General features: G+C 65.9%; 20 protein-coding genes and 2 pseudogenes. 11 read left to right on the top strand and 11 right to left on the bottom strand.

Going from position 1 to position 19615, the window contains the following annotated elements:
- Positions 1–70 precede the first annotated feature (70 nt).
- Positions 71–1117: a S41 family peptidase gene (locus AOA14_RS03165; protein WP_202988368.1), complete on the top strand. Its 1047-nt coding sequence runs from the start codon at positions 71–73 to the stop codon at positions 1115–1117.
- Here AOA14_RS03165 and AOA14_RS03160 read toward each other — a convergent pair.
- Positions 1106–1600, bottom strand: a complete 495-nt coding sequence (locus AOA14_RS03160) for a GNAT family N-acetyltransferase (RefSeq protein WP_062900719.1) — start codon at positions 1598–1600, stop codon at positions 1106–1108. The genes AOA14_RS03165 and AOA14_RS03160 overlap by 12 nt on opposite strands.
- Before the next feature lie 257 nt (positions 1601–1857).
- On the opposite strand from AOA14_RS03160, the gene AOA14_RS03155 reads away from it, so the two are divergent.
- Positions 1858–2241: a hypothetical protein gene (locus AOA14_RS03155; protein WP_186402563.1), complete on the top strand. Its 384-nt coding sequence runs from the start codon at positions 1858–1860 to the stop codon at positions 2239–2241.
- 38 nt (positions 2242–2279) lie between these two features.
- Here the strand turns inward: AOA14_RS03155 and AOA14_RS03150 are convergent.
- Positions 2280–3442: pseudogene (locus tag AOA14_RS03150) on the bottom strand (IS30 family transposase).
- A gap of 327 nt (positions 3443–3769) precedes the next feature.
- Between AOA14_RS03150 and AOA14_RS03145 the strand changes: the two are divergent.
- Both AOA14_RS03145 and AOA14_RS19600 read left to right on the top strand, forming a co-directional pair.
- Positions 3770–3973 (top strand): hypothetical protein, encoded by a 204-nt coding sequence (locus AOA14_RS03145; RefSeq protein WP_202988367.1) that lies wholly within the window; start codon positions 3770–3772, stop codon positions 3971–3973.
- 39 nt (positions 3974–4012) lie between these two features.
- A complete protein-coding gene (locus tag AOA14_RS19600; protein ID WP_202988366.1) occupies positions 4013–4162 on the top strand; it encodes a hypothetical protein in 150 nt (49 codons plus the stop codon).
- A gap of 36 nt (positions 4163–4198) precedes the next feature.
- Here the strand turns inward: AOA14_RS19600 and AOA14_RS03140 are convergent, their stop codons facing one another.
- Positions 4199–4927 (bottom strand): enoyl-CoA hydratase/isomerase family protein, encoded by a 729-nt coding sequence (locus tag AOA14_RS03140; protein WP_062900716.1) that lies wholly within the window; start codon positions 4925–4927, stop codon positions 4199–4201.
- 194 nt (positions 4928–5121) lie between these two features.
- On the opposite strand from AOA14_RS03140, the gene AOA14_RS03135 reads away from it, so the two are divergent.
- Positions 5122–5589, top strand: a complete 468-nt coding sequence (locus AOA14_RS03135) for a hemerythrin domain-containing protein (RefSeq protein WP_082819801.1) — start codon at positions 5122–5124, stop codon at positions 5587–5589.
- 9 nt (positions 5590–5598) lie between these two features.
- Here the strand turns inward: AOA14_RS03135 and AOA14_RS03130 are convergent, their stop codons facing one another.
- Positions 5599–7239 carry a ShlB/FhaC/HecB family hemolysin secretion/activation protein gene (locus AOA14_RS03130; protein WP_062900714.1) on the bottom strand — a complete coding sequence of 547 codons (1641 nt, stop codon included), beginning with the start codon at positions 7237–7239 and terminating at the stop codon, positions 5599–5601.
- An 8-nt stretch (positions 7240–7247) separates the two neighbouring features.
- Entirely contained in the window at positions 7248–8180 is a 933-nt protein-coding gene (locus tag AOA14_RS03125; protein ID WP_202988365.1) for a hypothetical protein, read from the bottom strand.
- Between the two features lie 322 nt (positions 8181–8502).
- Between AOA14_RS03125 and AOA14_RS03120 the strand changes: the two genes are divergently transcribed.
- Complete coding sequence (locus AOA14_RS03120) at positions 8503–8772, top strand: DUF3297 family protein (protein ID WP_003040709.1); 270 nt, start codon at positions 8503–8505, stop codon at positions 8770–8772.
- Between the two features lie 110 nt (positions 8773–8882).
- On the opposite strand, the gene AOA14_RS03115 is transcribed toward AOA14_RS03120, so the two are convergent.
- The 3 genes from AOA14_RS03115 to AOA14_RS03105 form a co-directional block, all read right to left on the bottom strand.
- Positions 8883–9446: a CHAP domain-containing protein gene (locus tag AOA14_RS03115; protein ID WP_003040706.1), complete on the bottom strand. Its 564-nt coding sequence runs from the start codon at positions 9444–9446 to the stop codon at positions 8883–8885.
- A 221-nt stretch (positions 9447–9667) separates the two neighbouring features.
- On the bottom strand, positions 9668–12022 hold the full coding sequence (locus AOA14_RS03110) for a putative bifunctional diguanylate cyclase/phosphodiesterase (RefSeq protein ID WP_062900712.1): 2355 nt from the start codon (positions 12020–12022) through the stop codon (positions 9668–9670).
- 106 nt (positions 12023–12128) lie between these two features.
- The gene (locus tag AOA14_RS03105; RefSeq protein ID WP_062900711.1) at positions 12129–13880 is read right to left on the bottom strand and encodes a fatty acyl-AMP ligase; all 1752 of its coding nucleotides are present in this window, start codon (positions 13878–13880) and stop codon (positions 12129–12131) included.
- A gap of 182 nt (positions 13881–14062) precedes the next feature.
- On the opposite strand from AOA14_RS03105, the gene AOA14_RS03100 reads away from it, so the two are divergent.
- From AOA14_RS03100 to AOA14_RS20040, 4 genes and pseudogenes are all read left to right on the top strand, one after another.
- Positions 14063–14635, top strand: coding sequence for a regulatory protein RecX (locus AOA14_RS03100; RefSeq protein ID WP_062900710.1), 573 nt, complete (start codon positions 14063–14065; stop codon positions 14633–14635).
- A 74-nt stretch (positions 14636–14709) separates the two neighbouring features.
- A complete protein-coding gene (locus AOA14_RS03095; protein WP_062902980.1) occupies positions 14710–15174 on the top strand; it encodes a DUF192 domain-containing protein in 465 nt (154 codons plus the stop codon).
- Between the two features lie 82 nt (positions 15175–15256).
- Positions 15257–15643: an NADH:ubiquinone oxidoreductase subunit NDUFA12 gene (locus tag AOA14_RS03090; protein WP_003040693.1), complete on the top strand. Its 387-nt coding sequence runs from the start codon at positions 15257–15259 to the stop codon at positions 15641–15643.
- 170 nt (positions 15644–15813) lie between these two features.
- Positions 15814–16050 (top strand): annotated as a pseudogene (locus AOA14_RS20040) (DUF2155 domain-containing protein); the annotation flags it as partial.
- 35 nt (positions 16051–16085) lie between these two features.
- Here the strand turns inward: AOA14_RS20040 and aat are convergent.
- Together aat and AOA14_RS03080 are read right to left on the bottom strand one after the other, a co-directional pair.
- Positions 16086–16790: a leucyl/phenylalanyl-tRNA--protein transferase gene (gene aat / locus AOA14_RS03085; RefSeq protein ID WP_238929716.1), complete on the bottom strand. Its 705-nt coding sequence runs from the start codon at positions 16788–16790 to the stop codon at positions 16086–16088.
- 65 nt (positions 16791–16855) lie between these two features.
- On the bottom strand, positions 16856–17698 hold the full coding sequence (locus AOA14_RS03080) for a class I SAM-dependent methyltransferase (protein WP_062900709.1): 843 nt from the start codon (positions 17696–17698) through the stop codon (positions 16856–16858).
- 62 nt (positions 17699–17760) lie between these two features.
- On the opposite strand from AOA14_RS03080, the gene AOA14_RS19590 reads away from it, so the two are divergent.
- On the top strand, positions 17761–17946 hold the full coding sequence (locus tag AOA14_RS19590; protein ID WP_186402570.1) for a hypothetical protein: 186 nt from the start codon (positions 17761–17763) through the stop codon (positions 17944–17946).
- A gap of 26 nt (positions 17947–17972) precedes the next feature.
- On the opposite strand, the gene AOA14_RS03075 is transcribed toward AOA14_RS19590, so the two are convergent.
- A complete protein-coding gene (locus AOA14_RS03075; RefSeq protein WP_003040680.1) occupies positions 17973–19466 on the bottom strand; it encodes a TadA family conjugal transfer-associated ATPase in 1494 nt (497 codons plus the stop codon).
- Between the last annotated feature and the right edge of the window lie 149 nt (positions 19467–19615).

Below are 19615 nucleotides of genomic sequence, written 5' to 3'. Positions count from 1 at the left end.
GGAGACCGATATGATGCCTGGCCGTTTTCCCCTGTCCCTGCTGTTGCTCGCGGCGAGCCCCGCGGCACTAATGCTGCCTATACCCGCCGCGATGGCGGCCGATGCCGGTGCGGCGGTGCCGTCCGACGTCGTCGCCGAACATTATGCCGCGCAGCTCCAAGCCAATTATGTCTATCCCGATATCGGCAAGCGTTACGCCGCTGCCCTGCGCGCCGGGATTGCGGCGGGGCGCTATGCCCCCCTGACCGGCGCGGCGCTCGCCGAGGCGCTGGGCGCGGCGGTGCAGGGCGTGTCGCCCGACGGGCATCTGCGCGTGAAGCCGCCCGAGGGCGCGGATGCGGCGCCCGGAACGCCCGCCGCGCCGCGCCCGCAAAAGCCCGCGATCGAACAGCCCGGCTGGATCGCGCCGGGCATCGCCTTCATCCGCTTCAACGTCTTTCCGGACGACGCGGCGGTCACGCAGGCGGCGGCGCAGTTCATGGCCGATCACGCCGACGCCAAGGCGATCATCTTCGACATAAGGTCGCACAATGGCGGCGGGATCGAGCAGATGGACGTCATCTTTCCCTGGCTGTTCGCCAAGCCGACGCGGCTCGTCGCGATGGCAACGCGCGCATCGGTCGACGCCGAAGGCGGCTCGCCGATTGACGGCATTTCCTCGATGCGGCCGGTCGTAGGCGACCCGGCCATGGTGACGCGCGAACATTGGGCGATGCCGAACGGCGACCCGCGGCTGACGCAGGCGAAAGTCTATGTGCTGACGTCTGGCGCGAGCGCGTCGGCGGCCGAACATTTCGCGCTGGCGATGAAGGCGAGCGGGCGCGGGGTGCTGATCGGCGCGCCGACCGGCGGCGCCAATCATTTCGGGCGCGGCGAAGAACTGGGCGGTGGTTTTACCGCCTTTATCCCGGTCGGGCGGACCTATGATCCGGCGACGGGCAAGGATTGGGAAGGCGCAGGGGTGCAGCCCGATATCGCGGTTCCGGCTGCGGCGGCGCTGGAGCGCGCGCTGACCGAATTGGGGATTGCGCCGGGCGAGGCGAAGCGCCTGTCCGACGCGCACATGCCGAGCTGGCCGATGGAGCGGCGCCGCCGCCCCGGTGCGTCAGGCAGCTGACGGCGCAGCGCGGGCGAGGGCGGGAAGCGCGTCGCCATCGACGCGCATCACCGTCCATTCGTCCATCATCCGCGCGCCGAGGCTATGGTAGAAGCCGATGGCGGGGGCGTTCCAATCGAGCACCGACCATTCGAGACGCGCGCAGTCGCGCTCCACGCAAAGCTGCGCCAGATGCGCGAGCAGCGCCTTGCCGAGTCCGGCGCCGCGCGCTTCGGGACGGACGAACAAATCTTCGAGATAGATGCCCGGCTTGCCCTCGAAGGTCGAAAAATTGTGGAAGAAGAGCGCGAAACCTTGCGCCACGCCATCGACCTCGCCGATCACTACTTCGGCATAAGGGCGTTCGCCGAACAGCTTGGCACCGAGTGTGGCGTCGTCGAAGCGGACTTCGTGGGCTAGCTTTTCATAGTCGGCGAGCGCGCGAATCAAGTCGGCGATCAACGGCAGGTCGGCGCGGGTGGCGGAGCGTATGGCAAGGGTCATGCCGGCGCTTTGTCGGGCAGCAGAGCGGTTGTCAATTTTCGGGGGCGGGGATGTCTGGAAACGACCGATACTGTTGAAAAGTTGGCCGCCGCACGGCGCCCGTCGAATTTTAGTAATAATGATTCATGAAGTCCCGGCTGCGCGAACGATCGATGCGCATAGGTAAATAACTTGATTCCAATATTGCCCGCCAAAACCCCTTTCGGAATTTTTCAACAGCATCGACCGATTGCGGACATTGCAGCTTCCGCTACGCTATGCGGATGACAGAATGTCCAGATACCGAGGCAATCGCGGAAGCGTGGATAGCCGAGAGACTTGCAAACCTCACGGTCGCTCAAGGAGAGCCCATTGAGGTTGAGTATACAGATTTGCTCGATGGACTGATATTCGCGCAACCCTCTATGGCATGGGAGGCCCTCAAAAACATCTCACGCGATGAGCGGGTAGACCCGGTCGACGATGTTTTTGGAATGGGGCCGCTCAGCTCGTTCATTTTTCAGTGCGGCGTCGACTTCCGCGAAGAGATTCATGATTTCTGGAAGCTAAATTACAGATTCCGAGAGCAATATAAGATGGTGGTGTTTAGGGATATTGCTGAGGCAATCATTGCGCCAGACAGCATTGTGGGTGCTGCCTAAAACGTATGATATATCAATGTCAGCTTTCCACGGTGGGTTCAACGGGTCGCCGCAACACGCTCGGCGAACATTTCAGCTGGTGTCTGGTACATCAAGGTTTTTCTTGGTCGCTCGTTGAGCTGGCGAGCGATGGCGCTGAGTTTGGCCTGGCTGTGCAAGGAGAGATCGGTTCCCTTGGGCAGGTACTGGCGCAGCAGGCGATTGGTGTTTTCGTTGGTGCCGCGCTGCCACGGGCTTTGGGGATCGCAAAAATAGACTTCGACCTCGGTAGCCAAGGTGAAGCGCCGCGGTGATCGGCAAGCTCCTTGCCGCGGTCCCAGGTCAGCGACTGATAGAGCTCGCGAGGCAGTTTGCGCGCCTGTTTGATCAGGGCCGTGACGACGCTGGCGGCATCCTTGTTCGCCACCTTGGCCAGGATCACATAGCGCGACTGGCGTTCGACCAGCGTCACGATATGGCTGTTTCGCGCGCCCGAGATGAGATCGCCCTCCCAATGTCCGGGCACGGCGCGGTCCTCGACCGAAGCGGGGCGCTCGCTGATCGATATCGCATCCTTGATTTGGCCAAGCCCGTCGCGCTTCAAGCTGGCGTGTCGCGAGCGGCGGATCGTGCGCTTCGCCCGCAGATGCTCGAGCAACTGCTTCTTCAGGACGTCGCGCGCCTGGATGAACAGGCTTTTGTAGATCGTCTCGTGTGACACGCGGTGCTGCTCTCCGTCGGGAAAGCCGCGCTTTAGCCAGCCAGCGATCTGCTCGGGTGACCAACTGCGGCGCAGCTTGCGCGATACTGTTCGGCGCAAGGCGGGATAGCAAGCCAGCTTGCACCGCTTGGGCCGCAGCGCGCGGTCCCACGCCGCCTGATCCGAAACGGTCCCGCGATACCGATCGCGACCGCCACCCCGCCCGACCTCCCGACTGATCGTCGAAGGCGCCCGACCAAGCTCGGCTGCGATCGTTCGGAGCGAGCGGCCGGCGACAAGGCCTCTTGATATCTCCTCGCGCTCGCTCAGGCTGAGCGATCGCTCCGACCGCTTGCGCTCCGACGGACGAATGCCGCCCGACGGCGACAGCACCGAGAAAATCGACGACGACTGCCGATCAAACCGCCGCCCGATCGAACTCATCGACTCCCCGCGCTGCCACCAGTCCCAAATCTCGGATCGCTGTGCCGCCGAGTAATAAATCCGCTGACGCTGCTTCATCCCAACACTCCTTCTCCTCAAAGAATGAAGTGTTGCGACGACCCCTTGAACCCACCACCCGATTCTGTTGAAAAAGTCGGCCGCGGCGACGCGCACATCGATTCTCAGCAAGAATGATTCACGGCTGCTCGGGCTCGCGAATGATTGATGCTCACAATGCACTAGGCCGATTCCGATGTTGCCCGTCAAAACCCCCTTCGGACTTTTTCAACAGCATCCACCCCATTTCAGCCGTTCGTCGCCGAAATGGAAAGCACGACCGGAAGCGACCGATTGCGGAACTTACACCCCAATGCGAAGAGGGGCCGCATGGACCTAATTCACGAAATGATCAGTCCGAACGGCGAGAGGAAGGTGCGCGTCTACAAGCGGACGGATGGCTTTTTCGAGTATGAAGAGGTTTTTGAAGCGTTCGATCAGATCGCCGGGACCTACTGGTCGTCCGGATATCAATCCGGTATGTTCGGCACAGAAGGCGCCGCGCTGGCGGAGATTACTGCAACGACGCCTTGGCTTCGGAGCGGCGCCTGACGACCGATTGCAGACATGTTTGGCCCCGGTAATGTCGATATGGAAATCTTGATCGTAGATCTTGCGCAAACGGCCATTGAGCATGTGGACGACCGCCATGGCCGCGCGGCAGCTTGGATCGTCGCAATTTTAAGCATTTCGGTCCTGATTAGCGTACCCGTTTCAATCGTGCTGTATCTCATAAACTAACGTCCGCTCCCACCCCAAACTGCCACCCCGCGACCGTCAGAACTGCCGCGCCACCCTTTCGGCGACGTCCGGCGCAACGCCGGCGCTGTTGAACACTTCGTGCGCGAGGCCGGCGGCGAGGGGAAGGTCGGCTTGTTCGCGGTACAGCCGCTTGTAGGCGAGGACGCTGTGGCGCGACTGGGCGGCGATGGCTTCGGCGAGGGTGCGGGCGACAAGGTCGAGCCGCTCGTCGGCGACGCAATGATTGGCGAGGCCGATGCGGGCCGCCTCGTGCCCGTCGACCGGCAGCCCGGTGAAGCTCATCTCCCGCGCCTTCCATTCGCCCACGCGGCGCGGCAGGCGCTGGCTCATCCCCCAGATGGGGACCAGCCCGAACTTGCCGTGCGTATCGGCGAAATGCGCGCTTTCCGCCGCGATGATGATGTCGCCGGCCAGCGCCAGTTCGAGCCCGCCGGTAAAGCAGCCGCCCTGCACCGCGACGATCACCGGTTGCGGCAGCTCGGCGAGGCGGGTGACGATCGACGCCTGATAATGCAGCCGCGGCGCTTCGACCCCGCGTTCCTTGAGGTCGTTGCCGGCGCAGAAAACCGGCCCGTTCGCGCGCAAAATGACCGCTCCGATCGCATCGCCCGCGGCCGCGAGGTTCGAAATATGCGCGTCGAGTTCAGCCCATAGCGCGAGGTTCAGCGCATTGCGCTTGTCGGCTCGATTGAGCGTCAGCGTCGCGATCCCGCCTTCGTCGGCGCGCAATACCAGATCCGTCATCACCCGATCTCCATCCCGTTTCGCGCCAGCATGGGCGGTCGCTGTGGGCAAGTCCAGTCGGTGCCGACGCCGACGCCGACGGCGCCGCTCGCGGCGGCGGACCCGGTGGGCGCATGGCGGCGCGTGCTTAACGCTCTTTTCAGCATGCGGCGCTATTTAGACAAGCGAGGGACCGCTCGACTGGAGGGTGGTTCATGCCTTTGACGCAGGAAATGCGCCGATTGCGCGCCGAACATGCGGCGCTCGTCACCCTGTCGGGTTTCATGATCGAATTTGTTGCAGCGCGGCGCCCGCCGCGGCCGACCGAGCTGGCCGCGGTGCGCGGCATGTTTCGCGACACGCTGGTGCGCCATCTGAAGTGCGAGGATTGGGCGCTATATCCGCGGTTGCAGGCGAAGAGCGAGCCGGTGCTTGCCGAACTTGCCGCGCGCTTCGTCGACGAGATGGGCCATATCGCCGAGGCGTTCGAGGCCTATGACAGCTATTGGACCCAATTGCGCGTCGAGGCCGACTGGCCGGGCTTCTGCGGCGAAACGCGCGCGATTCTCACCGCGCTGGGCGACCGGATCGCGCGCGAGGAAAGCGAGCTTTACCCGGTGGCCGAAACGCTGTTCAAGGCCGAGGCGCCGCCACCCCGCGAGCGTGGGCGCCGCACGGCCTGAGAGCGCCGGTCAGGGGCGGATCGACACTTTCCAGGCGAGCGCGACGCGCCAACCCTGATCGAAGCCGGGGGTGGGCTGGTTCCACGCATCGGCGAACTCGACCCCGATCGTCGCATTGTCGCGGTAGGACAGGCGCACCCCGCCCCCCCAGCTTCCCAGATCGAACCGGCTGCGCGATGTCGTGGGGCGCGCGAGCAGCGTCACATCGGCATAGTCGGCGAAGGCATAGACCTCGCTCTTCGCCAGCGCGCCCTTCGCCAGCGGGCGCAGCGCCAATTCTCCGAAGCCTGCATAGCCGCGGTCGCCGCTAACCAGCCCGTCGTCGAAGGCGCGCCCGAAGCTGGCGCCGCCGACGCTGAAGCGCTGTGCCGCCGGCAGGCGGTCGCGCGTCCAGCGTCCGGTGGCGGCCGCGCGCAGCACGACGCGCTTGCCGATCGCCTGATTCGCCTCGACCGCTGCGTCGGCATGGAGGAACCCCGCTTCCCCCACCGCCGGATCGACGTGCGCGCCCGCAATGTCGAGGCCGCGCGAGACGCCGAGGCGGGCGCCGACGACGCTGCGGTCCTCGGTCAGGCGAAAGGCCAGCGCGCCGCTCGCGGTCCAGCTTTTCTCCGCCGCGAGAGTGGTGCCGAACAGGGCGTTGCGCGAATCGAGATAGTCGAGCCGCCCCGACAGGGTGAGCGTGCGCCGCGTGCTGCGGATCAGCGGGTGGGTGACCGCCAGCCCGCCGCTCCACGCCTTGCCGTCGATGGCGAGCGCACGCGGCCGGGTGCGCAGCGCCGCGACCGACAGCTCGGCGCGCGTGCCCGCGGCGCCCAGCGGCGTCGAATGGCGCGCGGTGATATAGAGCAGCGATTTGAAATCGACCGCCGCCGCGCCGCCGAGCTGGCTCTCGTCGCCGCTGCGCAGGAGGCTGTAGCCGCGCGCGGTCGCCTCGACGATGCCGTCGCGGACATAGGGGCTCGACCGCGTCGTGAAGCCGACGCCGAGCGTCGGGCGGCTGGCGTCGACCGCCAGATCGAGCGCCACCGCGCCGGGGCTGTCGCCGAGCGCCAGCGTCGGGGTGACCTTGGTGCCCGGAATGTCGGCGATAGTGCCGAGCGCGCGTTCGAACCGGGCGCGCGGCAATGGGGCTTGCCCCGGCAGCGGTGCGGCCATGCGCGCGATTAGCGGGGCGGGGCCGCCCTTCGCATCGCCGCTGATCGTCACGCGGCTTATATGCCCCTCGGCCGAGGCGACGGTGACGACGCCGTCCGCAAAATCCTGTTCGGGGATGACGAGCGTGAACAGCGCGACGCTCGACCGGTTGTAGGCGCGCGTCATCGCGGCGGCGAGGCGCTTCAGATTTTCGGTCGAGGCGGGGCGGCCGATATAGCGCTCGGCTGCCTTGGCGACATTGGCGGGAACGCCTGCCCCGATGAAGCGGACTTTGCGGATCGCGATGTCGGGGCGCCCCTGCGGCGCCGTGCGTGCCGGCGACGGCGCTGCGATCTGGGGATCGGGAAGCGGGAAAGGCCGGTCGCTGGTCGGGGACAGCGGCGGGCGCCCCGGTTCGAGCGGGGTGGTCGACGATTGGGCGGCGGACGCCGCGGCGGGCAGGAGCATCGCTGCTGCCAACGCCGCGGCGCCGCACCGGTTCGGGCTGCGCATGATCGCGATCAATCCCCGCGCGGCGGCTTCAACCCGCCGAGGAGGCCGCCGACACCCTGGGTGACGCCCGAGACCAGACCGCCTTTTTCGGTGCCTGAACCCCCGGCCTGACCGCCTGCCTGACCGACTACGCCGCCGACGGTGGTGCCGACCGTGCTGGTCAGCGTGCCGACCAGATTGCCCGCCCCGCTGCCCGGTGTGCCGGTCCCCGGCACCGCGCCGCCAAGACCTCCGAGCAGATTGCCGCTGCCGCCGGGTTGCAGCGTCACGAGGTTGCCGTTCGACCCGACCCCGACGGTCAGCAGCGATCCGTTGGTCTGGCCGGGCGACAGGATGCTCGCCCCGATCAGCGGCGAGGCGTCGGGCGACCCGATCGCGGTGGCTTTGCCGATCGTCGCGGTGACAAGTTCGCCGGGCGCGGCGGCAAGGCCGTCGAGCAGATATTGCTGGCCGTTGCCCGTCTGGACGAGCGCGACGCCGGTGCTCTTGACCACGCCGACGACCGTGCCGACGAGGTTGGTGCCGCCGGGCAATTTGCTGTCGACCGCATTGGCGAGGAGCAACGTCTTGTCGGCGACGACATTGACGAGGCCGCCCGATTTGACGAGCACGCCGCCGATCACCGGATTGACGTTCGCAGGGTCGCCGGTGTTGGCAAGCAGGCCGGTGCCCGCGATACCGCCCGGCCCGACCAGACCGCCGACAGCCAGCGCGCCCGCATCCCCAAGGCCGAGCGCGCCGCCCGCGGGGCCGGCGGGGCCAGCGGGGCCTTGCGGTCCGGCGGGCCCTTCGGGGCCTTGCGGGCCGGCAGCGCCGGTCGGTCCGGCCGGGCCGACCGCGCCGACGCGGTAGCTTCCCGACGATTCGCAGGCGCCGAGCGCCAGACAGACGGGCAGGGCGATGAGCAAGGAAATGCGACGATCAAGACGCGTCGAAACCATGGACGTTCTCCTTCACGCGTGGATCTGGTCCCTGTCCAGAAGACGCCGCCTCCCCGAAAAAAGTTTCGTCTTTTCCTATGGTTAATTCGGATTTCGGCGCGCCTGTTGCCGCTTGGGCCACGCAAATGCGCGCCATTCGGCCGGTTCCGGAAATATCGGGCATTAACCCTCTATTTCGCGACGGGACGTTGCGCGCGCGGCGCGGGGTAGCGCTTCTGTTCCGCTATGGCACGCAAGGCGCGGCGGCATGGCAGGGCGCCGCGGCGCTTGATTTGCGAGGCTGGCTCGCCTAGCGGCAGCGGCCAGAAAACGGAGATTTCAGATGACCGATACGCCCCCCGACCGCCTGTCGACCAACCCCCGCTCGCCCCATTTCGACATGGAGGTGCTGCAACGCGGCATCGGCATCCGGTTCAAGGGCCAGGAACGTACCGACGTCGAGGAATATTCGATCTCGGAAGGCTGGATCCGCGTCGCGGCGGGCAAGTCGAAGGATCGTTTCGGCCAGCCGATGACGATCAAGCTGTCGGGCCCGGTCGAAGCCTGGTTCGAAGATGCCGGGGCCGAGAGCGACGACGCGTCGGACGACTGAACGGCCTTTCGCCATTGCAAGCGCAGCGAAGCAATCTCCGGCTGTCGATCTGGAGATTGCTTCGCTGCGCTTGCAATGACGATTAGCGGTTAGACTTTGCTCAGTTCAACTCAGCGCAGCGAAGCGGCGACGACGTCGAGGCCGTTGCCCGGCTTCCAATTGTTGCTCGCCCACACCGGTGCGTCGAAGGTCGAGCTGTCGGGCGCGCTGTCGCTGTCGGGATAGATGAAGCCCTGCACCGGGTTGGCGCGCAGGCCGAGATCGCCGATCGGCGCATACCAGACGCGCACCGCGCTCCAGTCGCCAGCGTCGCTGACGTCGACGACGCGGACGTTGCGCTCGATCTGGCCGCGGCGGCCGTTGATCGGCGACCAATTGGCATGGTCGATCAGGATTTCGCGGTCGCTGATGACCTTTTTCACGACGGCGACATGGCCCAGCGGCATGCCGCGGGTCGCGGCGAATGCCATGACGGCACCCTTCCGGGGTTCGTGGCCACGCTTATATTCACCGGCCGCCTGCGACCACCAGGTCTTGGCATTGCCGCGGATTTCGACACCCGATTCCGAACGGGCGAAGGGGACGCACTGGAGATAGCTCTGCGCGGCGGCAGGAAGGCTGACGAGCAGCGAAGCACACAGCGCAAATGCACCCAGAAAGCGGCGATGAAGCATGAAAGGCGACCCCCCATTGGCTTGTCTTCAAGCGTTGCAGCGTCTCTGCCACAGGCTTTCGCAACCACCACCCGTCTAGCGGTGAGTTGCGCCGTTGGTGCGGTGGGTGGGGGAACCTTTTGTTAAGCCGTGCAATTCGTCGCTCAGGCTCTTCGCTTCGTCGCCGAACGGGCGTTTCGGCGCCGCGGCGGACCGATGCGGAAGCGGTGAACCGAGGGCGGTCAGGCCGCCGCGGTCGCGATCGATTCGGGCGGCCGGAACAGCGTCAGCACGTCAGTTGCCGGCATCGGACGGCCATAATAATAGCCTTGGATATTGCTGCACCCGAGCGTGCGTAGCGTGTCGACCTCGACTTCGGTTTCGGCGCCTTCTGCGGTCGTAGACATGCCGAGGCTGTCGGCGAGCGCGACGACGGCGCGGATGATCGCGATCGATTCGATGCTGCCCTTTGCGGCGCCGACGACGAAGCTGCGGTCGACCTTGATGGTCGAGAATTGCGTCTTGCGCAGATAGCCGAGCGACGAATAGCCGGTGCCGAAATCGTCGAGCGACAGCCGGACGCCGAGGCCGATGAGTTGGTCGAGCAGCTGCGCTGCGCCGCCGCCGTCGCGCAAAAAGACGCTTTCGGTCACTTCGATCTCGAGCCGCTGTGGAGGCAGGCCGCTCTGCGCGAGCGCGGAGACGACAACCGAGGCGAAATTGGGATCGGTGAGCTGTTCGGCCGACACGTTGATCGCGATCTTCAGATTCGACGGCCAGCGCATCGCTTCGGCGCAGGCGGTGCGCAGCACCCATTCGCCGATCGGGCCGATCAGGCGGCTGTCCTCGGCCAGCGGAATGAAGCGGCCGGGCGATACGCTGCCGAGTTTCTGGTTGGTCCAGCGGATCAGGGCCTCAAAGCCGTTGAGCGTGCCGTCCTCGGCGGTGACGACGGGCTGGTAGTAGAGCTCGAACTCCTTGCGATCGAGCGCGCCGCGCAATTCCTGCTCCATCACGCGCCGTTCTTCGGCCTGGGCGTGAAGCGAGGCGACATAGGCGGCGACGACATTGCCGCCCTTGTCCTTCGACTTGTAGAGTGCAAGGTCGGCGTTGCGGGTCAGCGTTTCGACCGTATTGCCGTCCTGCGGCCCGATCGCATAGCCGACGCTGGCGCCGACGAAGAGCTGGTGATTGTCGACCACATAGGGCCGGCTGATCGTCGCGATTATCCGCCGCGCCAGATCCTCGATCTCCTTGGACGAGACGATATTGTGAAGCACGACCGCGAATTCGTCGCCGCCCAGGCGGCCGCAGGTCATGCCCTGTTCCATCATGCTCTTGAGCCGCGCGGCGACCTGCGCGAGCAATTTGTCGCCGACCGGATGGCCGAGCGTATCGTTCACCGCCTTGAAGCGATCGAGGTCGATCATCATCATTGCACAGCGTGATTTCGCCTCGAGCGCGTGGGTCAGTGCGCGCGCCAGGTCTTCGTGCAGGCTCAGCCGGTTGGGCAGGCCTGTCAGATTGTCGAAGCGCGCCATCTTGGCAATCTGTTCGGCGGTGGCATGTTGTTCAGTGACGTCTGATCCGACGCCGCGGAAGCCGAGGAACTTGCCGCTCTCGTCGAGGCGCGGCGATGCCGACAATTCCCACCAGCGGCGCTTGCCGGCGATCGTCACGGGGACGATCAGGTTTGAAAAACTTTCGCGCCGCTTCATCCGTTCGGCCATGTCGTGCAGCGCCTTGGGAAAGGTCGCGCTTTCCCATGCGTCGCCCGACAGCGCCCGAAGCAGCGGAATGCCTTCGAGTGCCTCGGCGCTGCCGCCGAGCGCATAGGCAAGGCGCGGCGATACATGGACCAGCCGGCGCGAATTGTCGGTCTGCCACAGCCAGTCGGCCGAGGTGTCCTCGAACTCGCGCAGCAGCAGGCTGACCGTCTCGGACTTTTCGTGCAGCACCGTTTCGGCCCGGCGGATACGGATGTGCGTCTGCGCAAAGCGAAGGCAGAAGGTGGCGAGGAGCAGCCCCGCAACCATCGTCACGCCGGTCAGCTGCGGCGCGCCTGCCGCCGCGGTCGCGAGCGAGGCCGAAAGCGTGACGGGCGCGATATAGAGAATGCAGGTCAGCGGCATGCTGTGCGCGACCATCGTCAGCGCGAGCATCAGCAGCAGCGCGATCGTCCACAGCGAAAGGACGTGGTCGAGCGTGGGCGTCAGACCCTGCAACCAGAAGGCGCCGCCCCAGAGCAGCGCCGAATACAGCGCATGGCGATGACAAAGGCGAAACTCTGCCGCGGTCGCGAATTTGGGATCGTCGAGCGGCAACCTGTCGAAGGTGCGGAACGACCATATCGAAAAGGCGAGCGTGACGAGGAGCCACCCGACGACGACCGGCCACGCCGTTTCCATCATCATGGTGAACCCCGCGACCAGCGCCATACCCCCGTTGAGAAGGAGGCGCAGTGCGCCCCGGCCGCGCAGCGGCGCGATCTGGAGCTGGCGCAGGTCGCCGACCGCTTCGTCCTGCCGGGTCAGGCCCAACAGGGTGCGCAGCGGAAGATCATCGTCCGAAATCTGGTCGCTAAACAGGCTTTTCACGCCCCTTGCATAGCGAAAGCGGGTTACCCGAAAGTAACCGCGAGCTTCGCTTCGTCGCATTTTCTGTACCGACGCGGAACAGAATTGGCGCTGCGCACCGTTCGGCTCAGGCGGCGATCCGGAAGGGCTGGATCTCGCCCGCCAGATATTGCGCGCGCGCCTTCGAGCGGCTGAGCTTGCCCGAGCTGGTTCGCGGCAGCGTGCGCGGCGGGATCAGCTCGACGAGGCAGTTCATGCCGGTGATCGCGCGGACCCGGTCGCGGATCGTTTCGTGCAGCGCCGCGCGTTCCTTTTCGTCACTGGTGCGGCATTGGACGAGCACCGCCGGCGTCTCTTCACCGCCCGGCGTGGTGATCGCGAAGGCGGCGATGTCGCCCGACTTAAAGCCCGGCAATTGTTCGACCGCCCATTCGATATCCTGCGGCCAGTGATTCTTGCCGTTGATGATGATCATGTCCTTGGCGCGGCCGACGATATAGATGTAACCATCTGACAGATAACCCATATCGCCGGTATCGAGCCAGCCGTCCTTCATGCAGGCGGCGGTCGATTCGGGATCGCGATAATAGCCGGTCATCAGCGACGGGCCGGTGCACCACACCTTGCCGACGGTCTGGTCGGGAAGGATATTGCCGTCCTCGTCGCGAACCTCGATCGTCATGTCGCGCACCGCGCGGCCGCAATTGACGATCGCGCGGTAGCGGGTCGGACGTCCGGCGTCGCCGCTGGCCCCCGACAATTCGGTTTCCTCGACCAGTTCGACGACGATCCCCTCGCCCGGCGGCATGATGCTGACCGCCAGCGTCGCTTCGGCGAGGCCGTAGCTCGGCAGAAAAGCGCTCGCCTTGAAACCCGCGTCGGCGAAGGCGTCGACGAAGCTTTGCATCACGTCGGGGCGGATCATGTCGGCGCCGTTGCCGGCGACGCGCCAACGCGACAGGTCGAAGCGGTCGGCGACATGCGTCTGACTGGAAATACGGCGCGCGCAGATGTCGTAGCCGAAGGTCGGCGAATAGCTGAGCGTCGTGCCGCTGTTCCGGCTGATGAGATCGAGCCAGGCGAGCGGACGGCGGGCGAAATCCTCGGTCTTCAGATAGTCGACCGAGACCTGGTTCGCGACCGGCGACAGGAAGCAGCCGACGAGCCCCATGTCGTGATACCAGGGCAGCCACGAAATGCAGCGGTCGCTGTCCCGCAATTCCATTCCGTGCGCGTGCGCCGCGAGATTGTTGAGCAGTGCCGCATGGGTGACGGCGACCCCGTGCGGGAAGCGCGTCGAGCCACTGCTATATTGCAGATAGCAGGTTTCGTCGGGCTTCTGTTCCGGCAGGTCCGCGACGGGGGCCGGGCGCGCCGCAAATTCGCTCCAGTCCATCGGCTGGACGCCGCGCTGTTCGGCGGCTTCGGTCGCCATGGCGGCGATTTCCGGCGGGAAGAACAGCATCTTGGGGTCGCAGCTCGTGAGCTGGACGACAAGCTGTCCGACATAGGAATCGCGCCCGCCGAAGCTGGTCGGCAGCGGCAGCGGCACCGGCCAGGCGCCGGCATAGATGGTGCCGAAGAACAGCGCGGCAAATTCGGCGCCGGTTTCGGCGACCAGCGCGATGCGGTCGCCGGGCTGTACCCCCGCCGCCACGAGGCGATAGGCAGCCTCGAGCGCATCGGCCTTGAGCTCGCTATAGGGATAGGGGCGGATCAGGCGCCCGCGCGGATCGTGAAAATTGAGCCCGCGCGTACCCGCGGCGGCATAGTCGAGCGCTTCGCCGACGGTGGCGAAGTTCGAAAAGCGGCGCGGCTGGGCGCATTCGGTCGGGGTGGGGACAAGCGCCTCCACCGCAGGAGCGGAATTTTCGGTCATAAGGGGTGTCGAATCCCGGGAAACGGGGGATGCGGCAACAAGCATGTCATCTTCCGGTGCCATGATGAGCGTGCGCGATCCCTGACTGTTTGAACATAATCGCCCATTTTTCCGGGCTTTCCGCCGGGCATAGGGGCTCTGATCGTTCTCAATCGGACCCGACTGTGGCATAAACATGGCATATGGCCAACCGCCGCACTCCTTCCGACCGAAGCAAAAAGCCGCTCGACGCATCGCGACTCGACGAATTGGCGCTCGCCTATGTGGCGCGATTCGCCACCAGCCGGGCGAAATTGCTGCGCTATCTGGGGCGCAAGCAGCGCGAGGCCGAATGGACCGATGCGGCCGATCCGCGTGCCGCTTGCGACGCGATCGCCGACCGTATGGAGCGGCTGCGCTACCTTGATGACCGGCAATACGCCGCGATGCGCGGCGCCGCGATGACGCGGCGCGGGCTGGGCGCGCGGCGCGTGCGCGCGCAGCTTTTCGTCGACGGCATCGACGAAGCGGATGCGGGCGAGGCGATCGACGCCGCCGAGGGCGCGGCGATGGCTTCAGCCCTCGGATTTGCGCGTCGCCGCCGCTTCGGTCCGTTCGCGCGCCAGCCGCTCGACGATCCCGCGCAGCGCGAGCGCCAGATGGCCGCCTTCGCGCGCGCCGGCCATTCGCCGGCGCTCGCGCGGCGCATCCTCGCTGTCCCGCCGGGGGACGCGGCGGCGCTGGCCGCGCTGGACGCCGAGGTGGCGCTCGATTAGGCAGCGGCGCTGAACGTCCGGTACCCCGAGACCGGCGACAAGAAGGCGACCAGAAAGTCGACAAGGAGATGCCGATGCGAGCCATGCTGACCGCCCTCATCCTGGCGCTCGCGCTACCCGTCGCGGGCTGCGACAAGGGCGCCGAGGCCGAAGCCGGCGCCGAGGCGACGGTGCCGCTGATCATCGCGATGGCGGGCACCACCCACCGCTTTCGCGTCGAGGTCGCGCGAACCGAGGCCGAACAGGAAAAGGGGCTGATGTTCCGCACGTCGCTGCCCGCCGATGGCGGCATGCTGTTTCCGTTCGCCAAGCCGAAGATCGCCAATTTCTGGATGAAGGACACGCTGATCCCGCTCGACATGATCTTCGTGCGCGCCGACGGCAGCATCGACCGGATCGCCGAAAACGCCATCCCCGAATCGCTCGATCCCGTCGTCAGCGGCGGCGAAGTGGCGGCGGTGCTCGAGCTGGCGGGCGGTACCGCGGCGAAGCTGGGGATCGATGAAAGCGCGAAGGTGACGTGGCAGGACGCAAAGTAGGGGCGGGGCAGGCGCTAATGGCGCCGCTTTTCGCCAAAGACCGCTTGCGAAGCCCGCACGCTTGCCTGTAAACGCCACCGCCATGAGCATCTTGGGCAAGATTTTCACCTGGTGGGACGGCGCGACCGTCGGCACGCTGCTGAGCAGCTGGAAAAATGGCGAGCAGGTAGGCGAGGACGGCCTTGGCAACCGCTATTTCCGGTCGCGCGACGGCAAGCGCCGCTGGGTGCTCTACAAGGGATCGAACGACGCGAGCCGCGTGCCGCCCGAATGGCACGGCTGGCTGCACGGCACCTTCGACGAACTGCCGTCCGACGTGCTGCCCGCGCCACGCCCCTGGCTCGCCGAGCCGACTGCAAATCTGACCGGCAGCCTGGGTGCCTATCGCCCCGCCGGCGCGCTCGAACGCGGCGGGCATCGCGCCGCCGCGACTGGCGATTACGAGGCCTGGCGGCCCGGCGCCGACTGAGCGCCGTGGCGACGCCGCTTTTCCGTTCCGCGCTGATCGCGCTGCTCGCGGCGACGACGCTGGCCGGCTGCGATCGCGGCAACCAGACCAAGACGACGAGCAACATCCCGCAGATCGCCAAGTCCGAAACCGTGCCGCAGGAAGTCGGCGGGATCGAAGGCGCGACCCCGATGGCCGAACGCGTTGCAGTGGTGGGCCTGCTCAACAAGCGCAACGGGCTGGTGCAGGATCTGACGATGAAGCCGGGCGATACCGCGCGTGTCGGCCGCGCGATCGTTCGCCTGCGCGCCTGCGAACAGACGGCGCCGTGGGAAGATCCCCCCGAAACCGGCGCCTTCGTGCAATTGTCGGTGCAGGATCAGCGCGACAATAAATGGTATCGCGTCTTTTCGGGCTGGGTGTTCAAGGAACGCCCCGAGCGCAATGTGATCCAGCACCCGATCTATGATGTCTTCGTCAAAAGCTGTGCGATGACATATCCGGGCGGCGAACCCGTCGCGCGCTCCGCGCCCAAGGCAGTATCGGCGCCCAAGGCATCGAGCGCCGACCAGTCGCCCGCCGGGAATGGCGGCGAGGGTACTCCGGCTCCGGCCGCTCCCGCGGCGGCGCCCAAGGCCGCATCGCCGGCCCCCGACAGCACCGAGTAAAGCCGCGCGAGATAGGCGGCCTGGGGCATTTCGATCGCGCCCAGGCTGGCGAGGTGCGGCGTCATGAACTGGCAATCGAGCAGCTCGAAGCCCCCGGCACTGAGCCGCGCGACGAGATGCGCGAGCGCGATTTTCGAGGCGTCGCGCATCCGGCTGACCATCGACTCGCCGAAAAAGGCGCGCCCCAGCGACACGCCATAGAGGCCGCCGACCAACTCCCCGTCGTACCAGCATTCGACGCTATGGGCATGGCCCATGCGGAACAATCGTTCGTAGCTCGCACGGATCACCGGGTTGATCCACGTCGTCGGCCGGTCGTCGGCGGCTTCGGCGCACAGCGCCGTCATCGCGGGAAAGGCGGTGTCGGTGGTGACGCGGAAACGTTCGGCGAGCAGCAGCTTGCGCAGGCTGCGCGACAGGTGAAAGCCATCGAGCGGCAGGATCGCGCGCAGCCGCGGTTCGACCCAATGGACCGACGGGTCGTCCGCCCCGTCGGCCATCGGGAATATCCCCTGCGCATAGGCGCTGAGCAGCAGCGCGGGGTCGATCGTTTCGAGCGGCTTGCTCAGCTTGCCGGCTTCACGAACTTCAGCGTCATGCGGTCCGATTCGCCGATCGCGACATATTTTTCGCGGTCGATATCCTTGTTGGTCAGCGTCGGCGGCAGGCTCCACACGCCCTTTTCATAATCGTGCGTGTCCCGGGGGTTGGCGTTGACCTCGCTTTCGCCCGCCAGCGTGAAGCCGGCGGCTTCGGCAAAGGCGACGACCGACGAGCGCTTCATATAGCCGCTCTTTTCCTCGAGTGCCGAATCCATCCCCTCGGGCAGGCGGTGGTCGACGACGCCGAGTACGCCGCCGGGCTTCAGCATCGCATAGATTTGCTGGAATGCTTCGGCGGTCTTGTCCATGCCGCCGAAGCGCCAGTTGTGGACGTTGCGAAAGGTCAGCACCACGTCGGCGCTGCCGTCGGGCACTTTGGGTCCGGCACCGGTTGCAGGAAATTCGGCGAGCTTGACCGCGCCATAGGCGTCGGGCTTGGCCTCCTGCCATTTGCGGACCGTATTCAGCCCGCGCTCCCACGGGGCCGCGGCATAGAGCGTGCCGCCACCGCTTTGGGTCAGCGGCGCCAGAATCTCGGTATACCAGCCGCCGCCCGGCCACAGCTCGACGACCGTATCGCCCGGCTTCACGCCGAAGAAGGCTAGCGTTTCGGCGGGATGGCGCGCCGCGTCGCGCGCGACGTTGGCGGGGGTGCGGGTCGGCGCCGCCACCGCTGCGGCGATCGCGCCGTCCGGCGCGGCACCGTGTGCACCATGATCGCCATGTCCGGCGTGCGGATCGGCCATCGCGAACGCCGGAGCGGTGGCGGCAAGAAGAGCGGTTGCAATAATCGGAAGCGAACGCATATCGGCACCTCGTCACTGGGGGGGGGGGGGAAGATCCCCTGTTTGCGAAGGGTTGAGCGTCAATGCAAGTGTCGATGCTGTCGGTGAGCGTAACTGCTGCGATCCTGTTCGGTGTCGCCGAACTCGCCGAGTGGCGCCGCCGCAATCGCCACGACGTCGACAACGTCGGTTTCATGCCGTGGCGCGGCATCGCGCTGGTGAGCGTAGCGGTCGCGATCGTAGCGGCGGCGCTGGCGCTCAAGCCCTAAGCGTCACCTCCCCCCGCAGGCGGAGTTTACAGGCAGGCCTCGAGGTACGGCTGATCGAAGCCGTACTGGCGCGCCTTTTCCAGCGTATAGGGACGCAGGCCCATCGAGCGATATTCGCCGATGATCTTTCCGTCCTTGTCCTCGTCCAAATATTCGAACTTGAACAATTCCTGGGTGACGATGACGTCGCCTTCCATGCCGATTACCTCGGTCACGTTGGTCACGCGGCGCGAGCCATCGCGCAGACGCTTGATCTGGACGATCAGGTCGACCGAGTCGGCGATCTGTTTCGAGATCGCTTCCTTCGGAATCTTGATGTCGCCCATCAGCACCATATTTTCCATACGGCCAAGGCATTCGCGCGGGCTGTTCGAGTGCAGCGTACACATCGACCCGTCGTGACCGGTGTTCATCGCGGCGAGGAGGTCGAAACACTCCGCGCCGCGGACTTCGCCCATGATGATGCGGTCAGGACGCATACGCAGCGCGTTCTTGACGAGATCGCCCATGTGAATGGCACCGTTGCCTTCAAGGTTCGCGGGGCGCGTTTCGAGCGGCAGCCAGTGCGGCTGCTGTAGCCGCAATTCGGCGGCATCCTCGATGGTCAGCACGCGCTCGCCGGGGTCGATCATCTTGGAGAGCGCGTTGAGCATCGTCGTCTTACCCGAACCCGTACCGCCCGAGATGACGATGTTGAACCGGCTCGCGCCTGCGATCTTCAGCGCGGTGCACATCTTCTGGCTCATCGCGCCCCACTGACAGAGCATGTCGAGCGTGATCGGCTTGGCCGAGAATTTACGAATCGAGATCGCGGTTCCGCGAAGCGAGAGCGGCGGCACGATCACGTTGACGCGGCTGCCGTCCTTCAGACGGGCGTCGGCGAGCGGCGTTGTCTGGTCGACGCGGCGGCCGACCTGGTTACAGATGCGCTGGGCGATCTGGAAAAGATGCTGTTCATCGCGGAACTGGATCGGTGCGATGACGAGCTGGCCCTTGCGCTCGACATAGGTCTGATACGGGCCGTTGACCATGATGTCGCTGATGTCGGGGTCGGAGAGCAGCTCTTCGAGCGGGCCGAAGCCGAGCAATTCGTCGACGAGCACCTTTTCGAGCGCGAATTGCTCGCGGCGGTTGAGCGTGATGCGCAGCTCGGCGAGCACTTCGAGGATGATCGGGCGGAATTCCTCGGTTAGCTCGTCCTTCGACAGCGTCGCCGCGGCCTCGGGATCGACGCGTTCGAGCAGGCGCGGCAGCACCTGTTCCTTGATTTTGTGGACGCTGGCTTCGAAGCCCTGCGCCTTTTCGGGCTCCATCGCCTCGGCAGTCGACCGCTGGTTCAGCCGCTCCATCGCCTCCATTTCGGGGCTCAGGTTCGACGGCGGCGGGGGTGCCTCGGCGGCCGGCGTGTCGATCGCAGGAAATTGCGCGCCGCCGGCCATGCCGGGGCCAGCCTGCATCGGCTTGGCCACGCCAAAGGCGGGGCGGCCTGCGGTTCCGGGACGGCGTCCGAATGCACTCATCGCTTCTTCCTGCTTCGACTCTACAGACTGGGAAATCGGCCACATTTGATGGCCAAACCCCCATTCGACACGGTGAATAAATCGGAAACTTTGATATTGTCCTAATGCGCCGCCCGGCTTTTCGGGAACCGACCGGCAAGGGGTGACGC

This window comes from Sphingopyxis terrae subsp. terrae NBRC 15098 (assembly GCF_001610975.1).
In the GTDB taxonomy this organism is placed as follows: Bacteria; Pseudomonadota; Alphaproteobacteria; order Sphingomonadales; family Sphingomonadaceae; genus Sphingopyxis; species Sphingopyxis terrae_A.
Note: the sequence above shows the minus strand (reverse complement) of the source record. Positions and strands in the feature narration are given on the sequence as shown.